Origin of the sequence: Tardiphaga sp. P9-11 (assembly GCF_008329525.1) — a bacterium.
In the GTDB taxonomy this organism is placed as follows: Bacteria; Pseudomonadota; Alphaproteobacteria; order Rhizobiales; family Xanthobacteraceae; genus Tardiphaga.
On record NZ_NPKQ01000003.1, the window covers coordinates 362,994 to 381,141 of the forward strand.

The following is an 18,148-nucleotide window of genomic DNA, read 5'->3' on the forward strand; positions in this document are numbered from 1 at the left end:
GATGGTTGCGACAGCCTTTAGCATGCTAATTCGATGCCGCAACAGCTTGAGTCCCCGATGCCTAAAACTGCCGCTGCCCCGCTGACGAATTCCACCGAATTCACCGTCTCCGAGCTGTCCTCAGCCCTGAAACGGACGGTGGAAGACGCCTACGGGAACGTGCGCGTGCGCGGTGAAATCTCGGGCTTTCGCGGGCCACATTCCTCCGGCCACTGCTATTTTTCGCTGAAGGACGAGAGTGCCAAGATCGAGGCCGTGATCTGGAAGGGCGTCCACGGCCGGATGCGGTTCAAGCCGCAGGAAGGCCTCGAAGTCATCGCAACTGGCAAGCTGACCACCTATCCCGGCTCGTCGAAATACCAGATCGTCATCGAGGCCATCGAGCCCGCCGGCGTCGGCGCGCTGATGGCGCTGATGGAGGAGCGTAAGCGCAAGCTTGGCGCCGAGGGTCTGTTCGACGAAGCGCGCAAGCAATTGCTGCCGTGGCTACCGGAGGTGATCGGCGTGGTGACGTCGCCGACCGGCGCTGTCATTCGCGACATCCTGCATCGACTGGAAGATCGCTTCCCGCGCCGCGTATTGGTATGGCCTGTGAAAGTTCAGGGCGAAGGTTCGGCGGAACAGGTCGCAGCCGCCATCCATGGCTTCAATGCACTGCCGGAGGGCGGCGCCATTCCGCGGCCGGATCTGCTCATCGTCGCGCGCGGCGGCGGCTCGCTGGAAGACCTTTGGTCGTTCAACGAAGAAATCGTGGTGCGTGCCGCGGCCGAGAGCATGATTCCGCTGATCTCTGCCGTGGGCCACGAGACCGACATCACGCTGATCGATTTCGCCGCCGACAAGCGCGCGCCGACGCCGACGGCGGCTGCCGAAATGGCGGTGCCCGTGCGCGCCGAACTGATGGTGGAGATATCCGGCTTCGAGCGCCGCATGATGCTGTGCTGGCAGCGCGGACAGGAATCCCGCCGCAACGAACTACGCGCCGCAGCGCGTGCTCTGCCGGATCTCAGCGAATTGCTCGCCATTCCGCGCCAGCGTCTCGACGGCGCAACCGCGTCGCTGCCGCGTGCGTTGAAGGCCAATACACACGCGCATCATCGCCGCTTCGCGCAGGCCAGCGCCGGGCTGACGCTGCGCGTGCTGCGCGCACAGATCGCCCACGCCACACAGCGACTGACGGTATCGGGTGAACGCTTGAGCCTCTCCGCGCGTGCACTGCTTCGGCAGCGCCGCGATCGCTTCACTGGCCTTGAAGCACGATTGAAGGCCTCCAAGCTCGCCAATGCGCAGGCGCAGCGCAATGCCATCACGCGCGATCGGGAGCGCGCACTGCGCCTTGCCGAACGCGCGCGCCGTGCATTGACGACACTGGTGCAGCGCCAGCAGGCGCGCGTGCAGGCATCGAGCCAGTTGCTGTCAGCCCTCTCCTATCGCAGCGTGCTGGCGCGCGGCTTTGCACTGGTACGCGACGAGCAAGGCGCAGCGCTGCATGCCGCCGCCAACATCGGAGCCGGCGTCCGCCTGAGCATCGAATTCGCCGATGGCCGCGTCGGCGTGACTGCCGATGGCGACCGCACGGCCGCTACGCGTGAAGCAAAGCCTGCATCGCCGGCCGCGCCGAAAAAGACGACGAAAATCGATCAGGGCAGCCTGTTCTAGAGGTTGCGCAGGCCGCCTTTATTGGGCGACGCCGCGGCCCTATTTATGCTACGAGATGACGACATTCCGGGCCGGAGACCGATCCGGCAAGACGACTTAGTGACGATCCAGGAGACCAGTCGTGCTGAACAAATTTGGCCCCTCGGGCCACGGCGAAGCCCAGTTGCAATATCTCGACGGCGATTTCCGCGTCGTCTCGCCGGGCACCTACGTGACCTGCGCCATCACCGGCGAGCGCATTCCGCTGGATGAGTTGAAATACTGGAGCGTCGATCGGCAGGAAGCCTATGCGGTGCCGAATGCGGTGCTGGCGCGGCATTATCCGGACGCAGTCAAGGGTCAGAAGTGAAGCAGTAAGATGGGTAGAGCGCAGGCGCATTCGCGCCGGAGCGAAATCCATCAACTACAAACGTTGCGGCGATGGGTTTCGCTACGCTCTACCCATCCTACCTTCCGAGCGTCTTCGTTCGCGCCTTGTTGAGCTTCTCGATCACGAAAGCCTGCAGCGCCGCCTTGTCTTCGAAGGCCAGCGTTACGGCGAATGGCACGATCTCCGCCGCGGCCGGCATGCTGCCGATCTTGACGAAATCCTTCTCCGTCGTCGCCAGCGTCAGGCCATCGCGCTTGGCCTGTACGACCAACGTATCGATCTCCGCGGATGTGTACGGATGATGATCGACGAAGGCCTTCTCTACAGCCAGATCGACACCCGCATGACGCAACGTGCGGAAGAAACGCTGGGGATCGCCGATCCCCGCAAAGGCCAATACGCGCTTGCCGCGCAAGGCAGCCACTGACGCTTCGTCCGGCACAAGACGCGCCGTCAGCACCGGGCCGCCAGTGCCGGCAACCAATGCAGCCACACCCGCCGCCGCAACGCCATCGCCGATCACCACCAACGCGTCAGTACGCGCTATTTGCAGATCGAGCGGTGCCCGCAGAGGTCCCGCGGGCAGCACGCGCCCGTTGCCGAGACCGCGATTGCTGTCGATCACAATGAACGACGCGTCCTTGGCGATGGCAGGATTCTGGAAGCCGTCATCCATCACGATGACGCTGGCGCCGGTCGAGCGCGCCAGCGCTGCGCCTGCGACCCGATCCCGGGAGATCACCACCGGCACCTGCCATGCCATCATCAGCGGTTCGTCGCCAACATCTGCGGCCACATGTCTGGACGGATCGACTTTCACCGGGCCGCGTAACTTGCCGCCATAACCGCGGCTCAGCACAACAGGCGTCTCGCCGAGATCGCGCAGCACCTGCGCCAGCGCCAATGTTGTCGGCGTCTTACCGGCACCGCCGACGTGATAATTGCCGACGCAAAGAACGGGAATGCCGACATCGACGCCCTTGCGCGCCATGCGGCTGCCGGCGACTTCGCCATAGATGGCGCCAAGCGGCATCAGCAGACGCGACAACCATGTCGATGGCGGCCGCCAGAACGCCGGCTCACGCATCCTGCGCTCCCGCTTCGAGCCGGAGCTGCATCAAATAAGGCTCCAGCGCATGCAGCGTACGATCGAGCGCGCCGCCAAGCCGTTCAACCACGCGATGCCCGGCCTCGATTGCGGCATCGCGTGCCGCCTCGTTGCCGAGCATCTGGCCGAGCTGGTTCACCAACTGCTCCGAGGAGTCGGCGAGCTTCGCGCCGCCGGCGCCATCGAGTGCCTCATAGACATCGGTGAAATTGAAGACATGCGGGCCATGCACCACGGACGCACCGAGCTTCACGGCTTCAATCGGATTCTGCCCGCCATGGGGCACCAGCGAACCGCCGATGAACACCACCGGTGACAGACGATAGAACAGGCCGAGCTCGCCCATGGTGTCGGCGACATAGAGATCGGTGCCTGCATGCGGCAATTCCTCGCGCGAGCGCAAGGCGACCTGCGCACCTGCAACCGTGATCATCTGCGCGATCTCCGCTCCGCGATGGGCGTGGCGCGGCACGATGACCGTCAGCAATTTCGGGAAGAAACTGGTCAGCGTCTTGTGAGTCTCAAGGATGATCTCTTCTTCGCCGGGATGCGTCGACGATGCGACGATGATGGGGCGACCGCGCGTCACCGCCATGAGCTTGTCCAGCTTCACGGCGTCGCCCGGCGGCGCCTGCACATCGAGCTTCAGATTGCCGGTGACGACGACGCTGCGCGACCCCAATGCGCTGAAGCGCTCGGCGTCGGTTTCGGACTGCGCCAGGCAAATCTCGAAACGCCCGAGCAAAGCGCCGATGGTCGCCGAAAATTTCTGCCAGCGCGGGAACGAGCGCTGCGACATGCGCGCATTGATCAGCACCATCGGCAGCCGCCGCTTGGCGGCGGAGATGATGAGGTTCGGCCAGAGATCGCTCTCGATGAACAGCGCCAGGCTTGGCTTCCAGTGATCGAGGAAGCGGGCCACGAAGCGCGGAGAATCGTAGGGAATGTATTGATGGATGATATCGGTCGGAAAGCGCTTGGCGATGATCTCGGCCGAGGTCACCGTGCCCGAGGTCAGCAGGATGCGCATGCCCAGCGCGCGCAGCCGCTCGATCAGCGCCGCCGCGGCCAGCACCTCGCCGACACTGGCGCCGTGAATCCAGACCAGCGGCCCGGCGGGGCGCTCGATCTGCGAGATGCCGCGACGCTCGTCGAGGCGCGCGGGATCTTCCTTGTTCTTCTTCAACCGTTGCCTGATCAAGACGGGCGCAAGCGGCGTCAGCGCAGCAGATAATCTGCGATAGGCGCGCAGCGTGATCGGCAGCGCGTTAGGCACGACCCGCACCTTCCGGCCGACCTACCGCATCATAGGCACGCTGCGTAGCCTCGTTCAGCGTGGCCTCGAGCTGCAGGCGCAACGCCTCCATCAATGCGCCGTCCGCGTCGGCCGGAACATTGATCGGCTCGCCGCCGACCAGGACGCCGCGCCCGAACGGAAGATTGATCGTTGTGCGGTCCCAGTTGTTGAGTTGCACATAACGGCTGGTGGCCATGGCGAACGGCATGATCGGCCGGCCGCTTTCGCGGGCCAGCATGATGATGCCCATGCCGGCGACACGCGAGCGCTTCGGCACGTCGGCGGTCAGCGCCATATTGATACCGCGCTCCAGCACCCGCACCATTTCCTTGAACGCACCGACACCGCCCTTACGGTGAAACGCGCCGCCGTGATCGCCGGAGCCACGCACGGTGGCGATGCCAAGACGCTCGGCAGCCAGCGCATTGAACTCGCCGTCACGATGTTTCGAGATCAGCACCGCGCCGCGATAATCCTTCTGCTTGATGAACGGCGTCATGAAATGCTGACCATGCCAGAACGCCAGGATGACCGGCATCTGCGGCTCGACGATGTCATAGACATCGACGGGATCGAAGGTGAAGGTGTTGGTCTTCCAGACCAGCCGCAAAAATTCGGCCGCGAGAAAACCCGCAGCGCGCTGAACCCAGCTGCTGCGCAGCGTGTTTCGGAGCAGTCGTTTCAAGCGCTCGGCTTCGCGTCTTGACCCGGATCGAGCAGCCGATGGAGATGGACGATGAAGTAGCGCATGTGGGCGTTGTCGACGGTCTGCTGCGCCTTGGCCTTCCAGGCGACAAATGCCGTCGCGTAATTTGGATAGACGCCGACGACTTCAACCTGGCTGAGATCCTTGAACGTCGTCTCTTTCAGGTTGGTCAGCTCGCCCCCGATGACCAGATGAAGCAGTTGCTGTGGTGTGTCCGACATGAATCCTGTTCCTGCAGCGGCCGGCTGCGATCCGAAAAGTCAAAGATAGTGGTGCAGCCGGTTATATCCGGCCATTCTGGAATTGCTCAACGATGTAAGCATGACGTTCGGCCCCCGCTGCGACCAGCAATCCGTGCGTCACTTCCCGGCGATTATAGAGGATAGGTTCGCCCGAAAGCTCGGTCATCCTACCATTCGCTTCTTGGACGATCAAATCTGCGGCCGCCAGATCCCAGTCCCGGCTCTGCCCCCCGGCAAAAGCCGCGTCCAGCCTGCCATTGGCAATCCAGCACAATCGCAGCGCCAGTGAGCCAATGCGTGGATATAACGTGATGTCCTGCCGTGGATGGACCATCCGCTCGACCAGAGGTTTCGGGCCGGCCACGCGGGAGAAATCCATCGCGGTGCCAGTCGTCGCCCGAACCGGAGCACCGTTACAGGTGGCGCCCTGCCCGCGGACCGCCAGAAAAAATTCATCTGTGGATGGCGCGAATACCGCGGCCATGACCGGTCGGGCATCCTCGACCAACGCGGCACAGACACACCAGTCCTCACGGCCGGCGAGATAACTGCGCGTGCCGTCGATCGGATCGATGATCCAGGTCAAGCGCTTGCCGAGCCGTGTCGCATCGTCCGCACTCTCCTCGGAGAGCCAGCCGTAATTCGGCGTCGCCGCCCGCAGCCGCTTCTCGATCAGATCGTTGACGGCGATATCCGCTTCGGAGACGGGGGAGGATTCGCCCTTGGTCCATTTCCTGAGTTCTGTACCGAACATTGCCAGGCCGAGCTCGCCGGCGGCCCGCACCGTGTCCGCCATCAGGGCAACATCGTGCGCGAGCCGTTTGTCTGTATCGAGATCAGCGTCCGGCAATCGTCAGTCCCTCGACGCGCACGGTCGGCGCGTTGACGCCGTATTTGAAAGTGAGGTCGTTCGCAGGAGTCATCGACTTGAAGATCTCGAACAGATGGCCCGCGATGGTGATCTCGCTAACGGCATAAGTCAGCTTGCCGTTCTCGATCCAGAACCCGCCGGCGCCACGGCTGTAGTCGCCGGTCACGCCATTGACGCCCGAGCCGATCAGGTCTGTGACGTAAAAGCCTTCCTTGATATCGGCGATCAGATCTTCGGGGCTGACATCGCCTGCTTCCATATGCAGGTTGTACGCGCCGGGCGATGGCGAAGACGACACGCCACGATGCGCGTGGCCTGTCGTGGTCATGCCCAGCTCGCGCGCGGTCGCGCAATCCAGCAGCCAGGTCGTGAGCACACCGCCATCGATGATGGCCTGCTGCTTTGTCGCAACGCCTTCGGCATCGAAAGACTGCGAGCGCAACCCGCGCACGCGCAGGGGATCGTCGATGATGCGGATATTGCTGCCGAACAATTGCTTGCCGAGGCTATCCTTGAGGAACGTGGTCTTGCGCGCGACGGACGCGCCATTGGCGGCACCGATGACGTGACCGACCAGCGAGTTCGAGACGCGCGGATCGTACACCACCGGCACCTTGCAGGTCGGCACCTTGCGCGGATTGGCCCGCGCCACCGTGCGCTCGCCTGCGAGCTTGCCGACACTGGCTGACGACTCCAGATCGGAAGCATGCAGCGCCGAGGTGAAGGCGTAGTCGCGCTCCATCCTGGTGCCGTCGCCGACAATGGCGGTCATCGACACGCCTTGGCTGGAGCGCAGATAGGAACCGTGGAAACCGGTCGAGGTAACCAGCACCATGCCGCCGATGCCGGTCGAGGCGGACGCGCCACCGGATTTGGTCACGCCCTTCACCGCGAGCGCGGCTTCTTCAGCTTCGACTGCGCGGCGTTCGAGTTCTGCGACCGATGGCACGACGGGATCGAGCAGATCGAGATTTGCAAAGTCGCGCGCAAGCAGCGCAGGGTCCGCAAGGCCGACATATTGATCATCGGGCGCCACGCGCGCCATCGCGACAGCACGTTCGGCTAGCTGCGCGACATTGTCGCCGGACATGTCATTGGTGGAGATCACCGCCTGACGGCGACCAACGAACACGCGCAGCCCCATATCGTCGCCTTCCGAACGTTCGGAGGCTTCGACCTTGCCGTCACGCACTTCGACGCCATGCGACACCCCGCGCACCGCGACCGCATCCGCGGCATCCGCACCGGCCTTCCTGGCAGCCTCGACGAGACGCTGCGCCAGCGTGGAGAGTACGGACTGATCGAGCAAATCGGAATTGTCGGATTTCGTGGAGACAGAGGACGGTGCGTTTGGTGAAGAGTTCACGAACAAAATCCCAACATTGAGAGACGATTTCAACAGGTCCGAAGCGGCGATGGCCGCTGTTAGAGATGTGCTTATTTCGCAGGGACTTCAAGCATTTGCCGGGTCGAAAAGGAAAGAATTTCACGGCTCTCGCAACGGTTCGTCAATCATGCCTGCCAAGCTTCTGTCAATCATGAAGGGCAGTCGGATTCGATTAACCAGCCTTTTTAAGCCGATTCCGAAACGGCTCTGGCAAGGTCTCCCCATCGACCGGGAACATAATTCCGGCGGGGAGATAAAAAGCCGTGAGGCATCAAACAGCGACAGGTGGGGCCCATGCCCCGGGATCGAGCAGCGCATTGCGGCTCGATCCCCATTCACTTCCGGTTCGTTTCGAGGCGCATGACACCCGCGCCGACGGAGCGATCCGCCATATCGAATTGCATCGTACACGCGTCGTCCTGCATCGCGCCGTTAGCGGCATGCGGATGGCGATCAATGTGCGCGTCAGCGATTTTCTCGGCGTCACCCTGCGCGGTCTCGACGACGGCAAGATGCTGATGCTCGCGCATCGCGATCCCTCACTGTCGATTCCATTGCTGGTCAGTTCGGATCGCGAGGAAATCGACATGGCCTGGCAGATGTGGAGCGAGATTTTCGCGCTTCCGCAGTTGCCTGAAGAAAAGACCTACGAACCGTCGCAGCGCCGCCGCCGCCGCAATGCCATTCGCGAACGTCGCCCGAAATTTCTGGTGCGCCGTCGTCCTGGCGGGCTGCTCGGCGAAGCCGGCAGCTACAAGGGCGAGCGCGAGATCATCGCGCGACATTAAGAAGCAGGCAGGATTTCCTGCCGCTTTCCTCACGGCAATCGCAACACCTTGACCGGATTCATCATCCGGTCGGGATCGAGCGCGAGTTTCACACGCCGCATCAGATCGAGTTCGACCTCCGACGTATAGAGCGGAAGCCGGTCGATATGCATGCGGCCGATGCCGTGCTCGGCGCTGATACTGCCGCCACAGGCGACACTTTCCTGATGCACAATGGTGTTGGCCTCGTGCGCTGCAGCCTCGCGGACCTGTGCATCGCCGATGTCGTAGGGAAACACGACGATCACATGAACATTGCCATCGCCGACATGCCCGCAATGGGCGACCTGCGCATTCGGCAGTTCGCGCTGCAGCCGACGCGTGACGCGGTCAATGAATTCCGGCAGCGCCGAGATCGGCACCGACGTATCGTTCGACACCGTAAAACCCTCGCGCTTGTTGGATTCCGAAATCGTGTGGCGGAGGTTCCAGATCCGGTCAGCCTTGGCCTGATCGGTTGCGATCACCGCGTCGCCGATAAGTCCGTTCTCCATCGCCGCGGCCAGCGCCGTCTCCAGGCTTTCCACCGCATTCCAGTCCGCTGCGCTGTCAGCCAGTTCGAGCAGCACATACCATGGCGCTTCAACCGCCATCGGACTGCCGCTCGCCGCGCCATGGCGCAAAACGATCTGCAATTGGCTCTGCGACATCAGTTCAAAGGTTTCGACACGACCGCCGGTGGTGCGCTGCAGATACTGCAATAGCTCAACCGCGTGGCCGACCTGATCCATCGACACCATCGCCGTCGCTGACACCATGAGCTTTGGATACAGTTTCAGCACAGCGGCGGTGACGATGCCGAGCGTGCCCTCCGCGCCGACGAACAGCTGCTTGAGATCGTAGCCGGTATTGTCCTTGCGCAGCGCCCTGAGGCCATTCCAGACACGCCCGTCTGCCAGCACCACTTCCAGCCCGAGCACCTGCTCACGCATATTGCCATAACGCAGCACGCCGGTGCCGCCGGCATTGGTGGAGATCAACCCGCCGATCTCGCAACTGCCGACGCTTCCGAGCAACACCGGAAACTGGCGTTCATGCTGGTCAGCCAGCGCACGCACATCCGCCAGAATGCAGCCGGCTTCGAGCGTCACCGCATTGTTGAGCGGATCGAGATGACGCACACGGTTGAGCCTTCACGATCAGGCAGTCCAATTCATCCGGTGCGACCGCTCCGCCGGTGAGCCCGGTATTGCCGGCTTGCGGCACGACGGCCACACCGAAGCTGCGGCAGACGCCCATCAGTGCCGCAACTTCCTCCGTACTTCCCGGCAGGGCTACAGCGACAGCAGCCCCGCGATAACGTGCGCGCCAGTCTTGCTGATAGGAATCGGCATCCGCACCAGTGCGCACATATTTGCTGCCAATAACTGCGGCCACGGCAGCAAGAAATGCGGCAGGATCAGCTTTCAGAGACGTCAACACGCTATCCTTCCGAAGAACTACTCAGCCTTCAGACCGGCTGCTTGAATGATCGGGCCCCATTTCACGCCCTCGGCCTTGACCTGTGCTTCGAGCTCAGCGCCGGTCGAACCCACCGGATCGCCGCTCAGCTCGCGCAACTGCTTTGCCACGTCCGGATCGGCCACGGCCTTGCGGAACTCTGCGCTCAACCGTTCTGCAAGCGCAGGTGCCATGCCGGGCGGCCCGAACACCGCATTCCACGTATAGGTCTCATAGTCAGGCAGGCCGGACTCCGCGATGGTCGGGATGTCCGGGAAGGACGGCGACCGCTTCTTGGTGGTGACGGCCAGCGTGCGGATCGAGCCCGCCTTGATGAACGGAGCCGCGCCGCTGAGCACGTCGAACAGAACCGGGATCTGTCCGCCCATCAGATCGTTCATGGCCGGCGCGCCGCCGCGATAAGGCACATGCTCCATCTTCACGCCCGCCTGCACCTTGAACAGTTCTCCCGACAGATTAGGCGGCGTCCCAACGCCGGACGATCCATAGCTGTATTTGGTCGGATCGGCCTTGAGCAGCGCGATGAGTTCCTTGACGGTGGTCGCTTGCACCTGCTTGGACACCATCAGTACATTGGGCACCGTCACCAGCATCGAAATCGCGGTGAAATCCTTGACCGGATCGTAAGGCGGCACCTTCGCCATCAGTGGATTGATCGTGTGGGTGGAGATGGTGCCCATCAACAATGTCAGCCCATCTGGCTTGGCCCGCGCGACCCGCGTGGCACCGACCACACCGCCAGCGCCGCCGACATTCTCAATGAGAATAGTCTGCCCGAGCTGATCGGAGACCTTCTTGGCGACATGCCGGCTGACAATGTCGGTTGCCCCACCGGCTGCAAAAGGCACGATCAGCGTAATTGGACTCTTTGGCAATTCAGCCTGCGCCCAGGCATGAGTACCCGGAATCATCATGCCAGACGCCGCGACGGCCGCCGAGCGGCAGAACGTGCGGCGCGTGATCTTGCTCGCCATTGTTTCCCTACCCTTGATGATGTTTTTGTTTCCCACACTGGTTTTCCAGCATTGGGTCTTCCAGTGATCGTCGGAAGGGCGCCGCATCCATATGGATGAGCGCCCTTCTGTTGGTTCAGAGCGGCGCGTGTCCAAGCGCTGCGCGGAATCGGTTCTTCACATAGACACCATCACGCGACGGCAGCACGCGCGGCGGGTTTTCCGCTTTCACCTTGATGGTCGCGAGCTTGACGCCATCGCGCGACGACAGGCGACCGCGCAGATCCTCCACGCCGGCCATATCGCGGATCTCGCGCGTCCAACCGAAGCCGCAGGCCTGCGCCACGCGATCGAGATTGACGCCAAGCCCGGCGTGGCTGACCTGCATGCCGGTTTCGCCGAAATGCCCGTTGTCGAGGATCGCAATGGTGAGATTGGCAGGTTTACGCGTAGCGATGGTGGCGAGTCCGCCCATCCCCATCAGCATCTCGCCATCGCCGGTGATGACCAGCACCGAATAATTCGGCTTCGCCGTGGCCAACCCGAGGCCAACCATGGCCGCACTGCCCATTGCTGCCCAGAGGTAGTAATTGTTGTCGTGATCACCGGCAGCCATCACGTCATAGGATGGTGAGCCGAGACCGGTGACGACGAGAAGATCCTTGCGCCCAGCCAGCAGTGTCTGCACGACCTCACGGCGATCGAGCGCGCCGCCCGCGTTTACTTGACCCACTGCTTCTCTCCAATCAAGCGCTGCCCCAGAAGCAATGCGCAGGCCGCATCGCCATTGAATGCCATCGATGCGGCGCCGTGCAACAGCGGCGCAACATCCTGCGGCTCATCGGCGCGCCAGGTCAGAACGCCCATCAGGTTAAGTGCCTTCTCGGTCGCCTGCCCCATCGGGTTCTGCCACGCATTGAACTCCGCCCAGTCGCCGCGCATGGTCACGACCATCAGCAGAGGAAAGCGCGTGCAGGCCTGCAGCGCCAGCGTGTTGATACAATTGCCGACGCCGCTCGACTGCATCAGCAGCGCGCCGCGCTCGCCGCCGAGCCAGGCACCCGCGAGATAGCCGATGCCTTCCTCCTCGGTGGTCAGCACCACGGAATTGATCGCATTGTCCTCGTCGGCGAGACGAATGGCCGTGGAGTGCCCGGCATCGGGCACATAGACCACGTGCTTGACGTCGGCCTCCTTGAGGATGCGAAACACATCGTGCCGCCAATCCACCTGTGAACCGGGCGTGGGCCCTGCATCTGACATTCCAGTCTCCGTTGCTTGCAGCATAGCGCTGACTCACGCTTAGCCCAAAGCAGACCGCGCAACGCATACAGATTTGCTTGATGAGATATGCCGAGATTTGATCTCTGGCGTTGCAGCACTCGACAGCGCGCGAATGATGCAACGCAGCTACGTTTTCTCGGGATCGATCATGTGTCCGACCCAGATATTCCGGGCGACGAGATCGGCCGCGATCTCGGTGAATGTATCGCCGACGAAGCGCGCCGCCGCGCTGACCGAACGGTCTGCCGGATAGGCCAGAACCAGCTTGCGCGCCGGCGTGGGATTGACCAGCGGCGCCGCACAGAGCACCCCACTCTCGACCAGCGCATGGATCGGCGCGAGCGGAAGCGCAGTCGAGCCAACACCGTTGCGCACCAGATCGATCATCGCGCCGAAGGAATCCGCCTCGACGCTGCCGCGCAATTGAATGCCGGCCTGCCGCGCGCATTCTTCCATGATTCCACGCAAGCCGTGGCGCAGACTGGGCAAAACTAGTTCCTCATGGGCCAGCGCTGCGAACGGAACGGGACGATCCATGCGCAATCCCTTGCTGCCGGCACTGACGAACAGCAGGTTCTCCATCATCACCGGCACGATGCGCAGTGAACGCAACGGCTGCGGATCGTAGGACACAGCGAGTTCGAGCTCGCCGCGCTGCAGCCAGTCGAGCAGATGCCCGGTGAAAGCCGATGACAGCCGGATCGAGAGCTGCGGATGCACTTCCTTGATCTTCTTCACCAAGGGAACGGTGACGATCTCCGCCACGGTCGGCGTCGTGCCGATGGAGACGAGCCCCTTGAACGACGCGCTCTCCTCCGAGGTGACATTGCGGATGGCATCGAACTCGGTCATCACGCGCGTGGCGTGGTTGAGAACCTCACGGCCAACCTCGGTGATGACCATGCCGCGCCCGTGCCGTTCGAACAGTACGGCGCCGAGCTCCTTTTCCAAAAGTCTGATCTGCCGGCTCAAGGCCGGCTGCGCGATGTGAAGGCGATCGGCGGCCTTGCTCAGGCTACCCAGTTCGGCCACGTGGATGAGTGTCTTGAGCTGCGCGACGTCCATCTCTGTGGTCCACCAGTGCTTGGGAAGGCGCGATTACGCCGCCCGCATGATGGCATCCACAAGCAATCCTGCAAACAGCAGCAGCCCCGCATCGCGGTTGGATTTGAACAGCCGCAGGCATAGCGCGGAGTCGCTGATATCGGTGCGTGCGACCTGCCAGACCAGATGCAGGGCGAATGCCGCGAGGCCGAGCCATGCCGGCCAGCGCGCGCCAGCCAGTGCTAGCGCCGCGCCGATCAGCAACACGGCAAGCCCGTAGAACAGCGTCAGCGCGGCCTGCGTGCGTTCCCCAAACAGCAGCGCCGTCGACTTCACGCCGATCAGCGCGTCGTCCTCGGTGTCCTGATGGGCGTAGAGCGTATCATAGGCGATCACCCAGCAGATCGACCCGGCATACAAAGCCAGCGCTGCCGCATCAATGCGGCCGAACACGACGGCGAAGCCCATCAGCGCGCCCCATGAGAAGGCGAGACCGAGCACGCTTTGCGGCCAGTAGGTGATGCGCTTCATGAAGGGATAGGCGGCAACGATGCCCAGCGAAGCGATTCCGGTGGCGATGGCAAAGGTGTTGAACTGCAGCAGCACCACGAGACCGATCAGCGCCTGCAGCACCAGAAATGCGAAAGCCTGTTTCGCCGTGACCTGCCCGGCCGGGATCGGCCGCGAGCGCGTGCGCTCCACCTTGGCGTCGAGATCCCTGTCGGTGATGTCGTTCCAGGTACAGCCGGCGCCGCGCATGACGAAGGCGCCGATAAAGAACAGCGCGATCATCTTAGGCAGTTGATGGATATCGTGCGCCATGCCGGAGGCGAGCGCTGCCGACCACCAGCACGGCATCAGCAGCAACCATGAGCCGATCGGACGATCGAAGCGCGACAGCCGCAGATAGGGCCGCGACCACAGCGGTGCCGAACGATCGACCCAGTTGCCGGTCGCATCCGCAACGCGGGCGGCCGCGTCGCTCACTGGAATAGAACGGTTCGCCACCCGATCATCGGGTGAGCACGTTGCCGTTCAGCGTATCGAAGGTGGTGCCGCCGCTCTTGCGCGCATTGTTGGCCTCCGGCAGCGATGCCGACGAGCCCAGCACGTCGCTGAGGCGCGGTGCAGCAGCCGGCCCACCACCACGCTGCTGCTGACTGGCAACGCTGCAGACCTTCTGCCGCATGCCTTCGGTGTTCTTGTGACCAGTCTTCATCTGTTCACCGACATTGGCCGGAATGCCGCACTTCTGCGCATTTGCCTCGATGTATTTGATCATCTTGACTTCGGTCTGCGAGAAAGAGGTGATCAGCTTGCAGGCCTCGTCCGGAGGCGCGCGACGCTCGCTCGCAGCCTTGATGGCAGCGCCCTTCTTTTCCGCGTCCTGGCGCAGGGGCAGAAAGCCCTTCATGCAATCCTCGCCGCCGGGCGGGCCCGCCTGCTGCTGCGGGGGAGCGCCGAAGCCGCCGCCACCAAGCGGTGCAGCGCCGCCTGAGGGGAACGCGCTGGGCGCGGCAGCCGAACCATTGATCGGCGGAAATGGCGATGCGCTCGCAGGCGCGCCATTCACCGGCGGGAACGGCGACGAATTCGCAGGCGCGGCAGAGCTGTTGCCCGGCAGCGGCGCGGGAAACGCGCCCTGGGCATGAACTTCCACAGCCTGCATGGCGAAGACAGCCATGGTGAGCGGCACAATCAAACGACGGATGATCACAGATATTCCTCCGGCAGCTCAGTGCCCCGATATGTCGGGGGGCGAAGCCCATCCTGATTCAGGACTTTCTACGATTCCTGCCAAGCCTTAACAACCCACCAACAGCACGCGGATTCGGGCGGCAGCGCGGCGCAAACCCACGTTCTCGCATGATAATTCGTCGCAGTTGGGCTAAAGCTCGCCCTCTGAATGGAACATGAACGATGCCGCAAGCCGATTTCCGCAGTCCCCGCCTCTTTGTCGACGCGCCTTTTGCAGCCGACGCCACTATTTCGCTCGACCGCAACCAGAGCAATTACCTCGGCAATGTGCTGCGCCTTGGCTCCGGCGCCTCGGTGCTGGTGTTCAACGGCAAGGACGGCGAATGGCAGGCCGCCATTTCCGGCGGCAAACGGGCCGACCGCCTGACGCTGCTGGCCCAAACCCGGCCGCAGGATCGCCTGCCTGACGTGACCTATGTGTTCGCACCGCTGAAGCACGCCCGGCTCGACTACATGGTGCAGAAGGCCATCGAAATGGGCTCCGCGGCGCTGCAGCCGGTCATGACGCGCTTTACCCAAGCCAGCCGGGTGAATACCGAGCGGATGCGCGCCAATGTGGTGGAAGCTGCCGAACAATGCGGAATCCTGAGCGTGGCTACGGTCGCCGAGCCGCTGAACCTGCCCAAATATCTCGATCAGCGGGACGCCAAGCGGCTGCTGATCTTCTGCGACGAAGCCGCCGAAGTGGCCGATCCCGTGGCGGCGCTGACCGGCGCCCGCACGGCCGCCTCAGCCGGAATTGATGTGCTGATCGGCCCGGAAGGCGGTTTTGCCGAGGAAGAGCGGGCCCTTCTGCTGAAACAGGCCAATATTCTCCGACTGGCGCTGGGACCTCGAATCATGCGGGCCGATACCGCCGCCGTGGCTGCGCTGGCACTGGTGCAAACCGCCCTTGGTGACTGGAATGGTAACCAAGTAGGCAAATAAGGCGCCGCCCTGACCCCACATTAAGGCCACCGGGCGATGGTGGTCGAAACGTCGCAACCGCCATGCTATGGGCTGCGCCAACGACCACTCTATTGAGATTGCTGGACTTCGAGATGACCAAACCCGCCGCCCCTCGCGCGACCGGATCCGCCGCATGGGCGGATGCATTGCTGTTGTCGTTTGCCGAGGCCGGCTACGTCCATGCCGAGCCCGCGATCCTCCAGCCGGCCGACCCGTTCCTCGACATGTCCGGCGAAGACATCCGCAAGAGCCTGTATCTGACGACAGACGCGTCGGGCGAAGAGCTGTGCCTGCGGCCGGATCTCACGATCCCCGTGGCGCGCGATTATCTCGCCTCACTGCAGGCCGGCCAGCCCGCGGGCTTCAGCTATCTCGGCCCGGTGTTTCGCTATCGGCAGGGCACGGCCAGCGAATTCCAGCAGGCCGGCATCGAATCCTTCGGCCGCCAGGACCGCGCCGCAGCAGACGCTGAAATGCTAGCGCTCGGTCTTGAGGCGATGGCCGCCTTCGGTCTCTCTGACATCGAAATTCGCACCGGCGACGTCGCACTGTTCGCGGCACTGATCGAGGCGCTCAATCTGTATCCGGTGTGGAAGCGCCGGCTGATGAAGGACTTCAACCGCAAGGTCAGCCTGACCCACGATCTCGACCGGCTGACACTCGCGGAGTCGCCCGTCCGCAACGAATATGAGGGCGTGCTCGCCGCGCTGGCCGGCTCCGACCGCAAGGCGGCGCTGGCATTGGTCACCGACCTGATGTCGATCGCCGGCGCCACCAATGTCGGCGGCCGTTCGGTGGCGGAAATCGCCGACCGCTTCCTCGAACAGTCGACGCTGAAAGGCGGCGCGCTGCCGCGCGATGCACTGGTGCTGATCAAGCGCTTCCTCGCTATCTCGGGCGATCCCGACGATGCCTTGCAGCAACTGCGCAAGCTCGCCTCCGATGCCAAACTCAACATCACGGCCGCCATCGACGAATTTGAAAGCCGCATCGGCTTCATGGCGGCGCGCGGTATCGATACCACCAGGACGCGTTTCTCGACGTCGTTCGGCCGCGGCGTCGACTACTACACCGGCTTCGAATTCGAACTGCACCGCAAGGGCGATAGCACCGAGCCGCTGGTCGCTGGCGGCCGCTATGACGGATTGCTGACGCAGCTCGGCTCCGCTACGCCGATCCCAGCGGTCGGCTTCTCGATCTGGATCGAAGCACTGACCCAAAACGCGTCCTCGGCGCTGGTTTCCGGGAGCGCGTCATGACAGCACCATTCGTCCTTGCCGTTCCCTCCAAGGGACGTCTGCAGGAAAACGCCGAAGCCTTCTTCTCCCGCGCCGGCCTGACGCTGGCAAAGCCCGGCGGCGTGCGCGACTACCGCGGCACCATTGCCGGCTTCGACAACGTCGAAATCGCCTATCTCTCGGCCAGCGAGATCGCCTCGAACCTGGCGCGCGGCGCCGTGCATCTCGGCATTACCGGTGAAGACCTGCTGCGCGAGAGCATCCCTGACGCCGACAAGAAGGTTGCACTGATCGAAGGTCTTGGCTTCGGCAGCGCCAATGTGGTCGTCGCGGTGCCGCAGGCCTGGATTGACGTGCGCACCATGGCCGATCTCGATGACGTCACCACCGGCTTTCGTGCGCAGCACAATCGTCGCATGCGCGTCGCCACCAAATATATCAACCTGACGCGAAACTTCTTCGCGTCCCATGGTGTGGTCGACTATCGCATCGTCGAAAGCGCCGGCGCCACTGAAGGCGCACCTGCGACCGGCACCGCCGAACTGATCGTCGACATCACCACCACCGGTGCGACCCTCGTCGCCAACGGCCTCAAGGTACTAGATGACGGCGTGATCCTGCGCAGCCAGGCCAATCTCGTCGCATCGCGCGCTGCCGACTGGTCGCCGCAGGCGCGTGATACAGCGAGCATCATTCTCGATCACATCGCCGCGCGCGCCCGCGCCAGCAAGTACAAGGAAGTGCGCACCCGCTTTGCCGGCTGCAATCAGGCGCTGCTCACCGAAGCGCATAACCGCTTCGGCGTGGTATCGCCGTTCGGCGGCCCGACGTCGTCGGGCATGATCACGCTGCACTGCCCGCCGGCACAGCTTTATGCGCTCAGCAGCTTCCTGCGTGCCAACGGCGCCGACACCGTGTCCGTGGCGTCGCTCGACTATGTGATGGATCGCGAGAATCCGCTATTCGCCAAACTTGAGGCCTTCCTGCGGCAGTAA

At 63.2% G+C, this 18,148-nt stretch carries 19 protein-coding genes; 6 read left to right on the top strand and 13 right to left on the bottom strand.

Annotated elements, in window-relative coordinates:
- Window positions 1-33 precede the first annotated feature (33 nt).
- Both xseA and CIW50_RS14415 read left to right on the top strand, forming a co-directional pair.
- Window positions 34-1,659: an exodeoxyribonuclease VII large subunit gene (gene xseA, locus CIW50_RS14410; protein ID WP_149531915.1), complete on the top strand. Its 1,626-nt coding sequence runs from the start codon at window positions 34-36 to the stop codon at window positions 1,657-1,659.
- A 121-nt stretch (window positions 1,660-1,780) separates the two neighbouring features.
- Complete coding sequence (locus CIW50_RS14415) at window positions 1,781-2,008, top strand: DUF2093 domain-containing protein (RefSeq protein WP_089261889.1); 228 nt, start codon at window positions 1,781-1,783, stop codon at window positions 2,006-2,008.
- 97 nt (window positions 2,009-2,105) lie between these two features.
- Here CIW50_RS14415 and lpxK read toward each other — a convergent pair whose 3' ends face one another.
- The 6 genes from lpxK to CIW50_RS14445 form a co-directional block, all read right to left on the bottom strand.
- Window positions 2,106-3,116 carry a tetraacyldisaccharide 4'-kinase gene (lpxK, locus tag CIW50_RS14420; RefSeq protein ID WP_149531916.1) on the bottom strand — a complete coding sequence of 337 codons (1,011 nt, stop codon included), beginning with the start codon at window positions 3,114-3,116 and terminating at the stop codon, window positions 2,106-2,108.
- A complete protein-coding gene (locus CIW50_RS14425) occupies window positions 3,109-4,413 on the bottom strand; it encodes a 3-deoxy-D-manno-octulosonic acid transferase (RefSeq protein WP_149531917.1) in 1,305 nt (434 codons plus the stop codon). The genes lpxK and CIW50_RS14425 overlap by 8 nt, the downstream gene beginning before the upstream one ends.
- Window positions 4,406-5,119 carry a lysophospholipid acyltransferase family protein gene (locus tag CIW50_RS14430; protein ID WP_149531918.1) on the bottom strand — a complete coding sequence of 238 codons (714 nt, stop codon included), beginning with the start codon at window positions 5,117-5,119 and terminating at the stop codon, window positions 4,406-4,408. Before CIW50_RS14430 ends, CIW50_RS14425 begins: the two co-directional genes overlap by 8 nt.
- A complete protein-coding gene (locus CIW50_RS14435; protein ID WP_149531919.1) occupies window positions 5,116-5,361 on the bottom strand; it encodes a DUF4170 domain-containing protein in 246 nt (81 codons plus the stop codon). Before CIW50_RS14435 ends, CIW50_RS14430 begins: the two co-directional genes overlap by 4 nt.
- Before the next feature lie 61 nt (window positions 5,362-5,422).
- The gene (locus tag CIW50_RS14440; protein ID WP_149531920.1) at window positions 5,423-6,232 is read right to left on the bottom strand and encodes a 3'(2'),5'-bisphosphate nucleotidase CysQ; all 810 of its coding nucleotides are present in this window, start codon (window positions 6,230-6,232) and stop codon (window positions 5,423-5,425) included.
- The gene (locus tag CIW50_RS14445) at window positions 6,219-7,619 is read right to left on the bottom strand and encodes a TldD/PmbA family protein (RefSeq protein WP_149531921.1); all 1,401 of its coding nucleotides are present in this window, start codon (window positions 7,617-7,619) and stop codon (window positions 6,219-6,221) included. The genes CIW50_RS14440 and CIW50_RS14445 overlap by 14 nt, the downstream gene beginning before the upstream one ends.
- Window positions 7,620-7,903: 284 nt before the next feature.
- Between CIW50_RS14445 and CIW50_RS14450 the strand changes: the two genes are divergently transcribed.
- Complete coding sequence (locus CIW50_RS14450; RefSeq protein ID WP_149531922.1) at window positions 7,904-8,428, top strand: DUF6101 family protein; 525 nt, start codon at window positions 7,904-7,906, stop codon at window positions 8,426-8,428.
- 29 nt (window positions 8,429-8,457) lie between these two features.
- On the opposite strand, the gene CIW50_RS14455 is transcribed toward CIW50_RS14450, so the two are convergent.
- The 7 genes from CIW50_RS14455 to CIW50_RS14485 all read right to left on the bottom strand — a co-directional run bounded on the left by CIW50_RS14455 (window position 8,458) and on the right by CIW50_RS14485 (window position 14,926).
- A complete protein-coding gene (locus CIW50_RS14455; RefSeq protein ID WP_197738371.1) occupies window positions 8,458-9,588 on the bottom strand; it encodes an FAD-binding oxidoreductase in 1,131 nt (376 codons plus the stop codon).
- 318 nt (window positions 9,589-9,906) lie between these two features.
- Entirely contained in the window at window positions 9,907-10,902 is a 996-nt protein-coding gene (locus tag CIW50_RS14460) for a Bug family tripartite tricarboxylate transporter substrate binding protein (RefSeq protein ID WP_149531923.1), read from the bottom strand.
- A gap of 115 nt (window positions 10,903-11,017) precedes the next feature.
- On the bottom strand, window positions 11,018-11,614 hold the full coding sequence (locus CIW50_RS14465; protein ID WP_149531924.1) for a thiamine pyrophosphate-dependent enzyme: 597 nt from the start codon (window positions 11,612-11,614) through the stop codon (window positions 11,018-11,020).
- Window positions 11,602-12,144: a thiamine pyrophosphate-binding protein gene (locus CIW50_RS14470; RefSeq protein ID WP_092139105.1), complete on the bottom strand. Its 543-nt coding sequence runs from the start codon at window positions 12,142-12,144 to the stop codon at window positions 11,602-11,604. Before CIW50_RS14470 ends, CIW50_RS14465 begins: the two co-directional genes overlap by 13 nt.
- A 147-nt stretch (window positions 12,145-12,291) precedes the next feature.
- Complete coding sequence (locus tag CIW50_RS14475; RefSeq protein ID WP_149531925.1) at window positions 12,292-13,230, bottom strand: LysR substrate-binding domain-containing protein; 939 nt, start codon at window positions 13,228-13,230, stop codon at window positions 12,292-12,294.
- A 33-nt stretch (window positions 13,231-13,263) separates the two neighbouring features.
- Window positions 13,264-14,196 carry a 4-hydroxybenzoate octaprenyltransferase gene (gene ubiA, locus CIW50_RS14480; RefSeq protein WP_149532101.1) on the bottom strand — a complete coding sequence of 311 codons (933 nt, stop codon included), beginning with the start codon at window positions 14,194-14,196 and terminating at the stop codon, window positions 13,264-13,266.
- Window positions 14,197-14,221: 25 nt separating this feature from the next.
- A complete protein-coding gene (locus CIW50_RS14485; protein WP_172980334.1) occupies window positions 14,222-14,926 on the bottom strand; it encodes a hypothetical protein in 705 nt (234 codons plus the stop codon).
- Window positions 14,927-15,129: 203 nt separating this feature from the next.
- On the opposite strand from CIW50_RS14485, the gene CIW50_RS14490 reads away from it, so the two are divergent.
- From CIW50_RS14490 to hisG, 3 genes are all read left to right on the top strand, one after another.
- Window positions 15,130-15,894 carry a 16S rRNA (uracil(1498)-N(3))-methyltransferase gene (locus CIW50_RS14490; protein ID WP_149531926.1) on the top strand — a complete coding sequence of 255 codons (765 nt, stop codon included), beginning with the start codon at window positions 15,130-15,132 and terminating at the stop codon, window positions 15,892-15,894.
- Window positions 15,895-16,007: 113 nt separating this feature from the next.
- The gene (locus CIW50_RS14495) at window positions 16,008-17,174 is read left to right on the top strand and encodes an ATP phosphoribosyltransferase regulatory subunit (protein ID WP_149531927.1); all 1,167 of its coding nucleotides are present in this window, start codon (window positions 16,008-16,010) and stop codon (window positions 17,172-17,174) included.
- Entirely contained in the window at window positions 17,171-18,148 is a 978-nt protein-coding gene (hisG, locus tag CIW50_RS14500; RefSeq protein WP_149531928.1) for an ATP phosphoribosyltransferase, read from the top strand. Before CIW50_RS14495 ends, hisG begins: the two co-directional genes overlap by 4 nt.

Bases quoted from the DNA above. Each gene is read 5' to 3' on its own strand.
- hisG (WP_149531928.1), top strand. From the start codon at position 17,171: ATGACAGCACCATTCGTCCTTGCCGTTCCCTCCAAGGGACGTCTGCAG.
- CIW50_RS14460 (WP_149531923.1), bottom strand. From the start codon at position 10,902: ATGGCGAGCAAGATCACGCGCCGCACGTTCTGCCGCTCGGCGGCCGTC.
- xseA (WP_149531915.1), top strand. From the start codon at position 34: ATGCCGCAACAGCTTGAGTCCCCGATGCCTAAAACTGCCGCTGCCCCG.
- CIW50_RS14475 (WP_149531925.1), bottom strand. From the start codon at position 13,230: ATGGACGTCGCGCAGCTCAAGACACTCATCCACGTGGCCGAACTGGGT.
- CIW50_RS14495 (WP_149531927.1), top strand. From the start codon at position 16,008: ATGACCAAACCCGCCGCCCCTCGCGCGACCGGATCCGCCGCATGGGCG.
- CIW50_RS14435 (WP_149531919.1), bottom strand. From the start codon at position 5,361: ATGTCGGACACACCACAGCAACTGCTTCATCTGGTCATCGGGGGCGAG.
- CIW50_RS14490 (WP_149531926.1), top strand. From the start codon at position 15,130: ATGCCGCAAGCCGATTTCCGCAGTCCCCGCCTCTTTGTCGACGCGCCT.
- lpxK (WP_149531916.1), bottom strand. From the start codon at position 3,116: ATGCGTGAGCCGGCGTTCTGGCGGCCGCCATCGACATGGTTGTCGCGT.
- CIW50_RS14470 (WP_092139105.1), bottom strand. From the start codon at position 12,144: ATGTCAGATGCAGGGCCCACGCCCGGTTCACAGGTGGATTGGCGGCAC.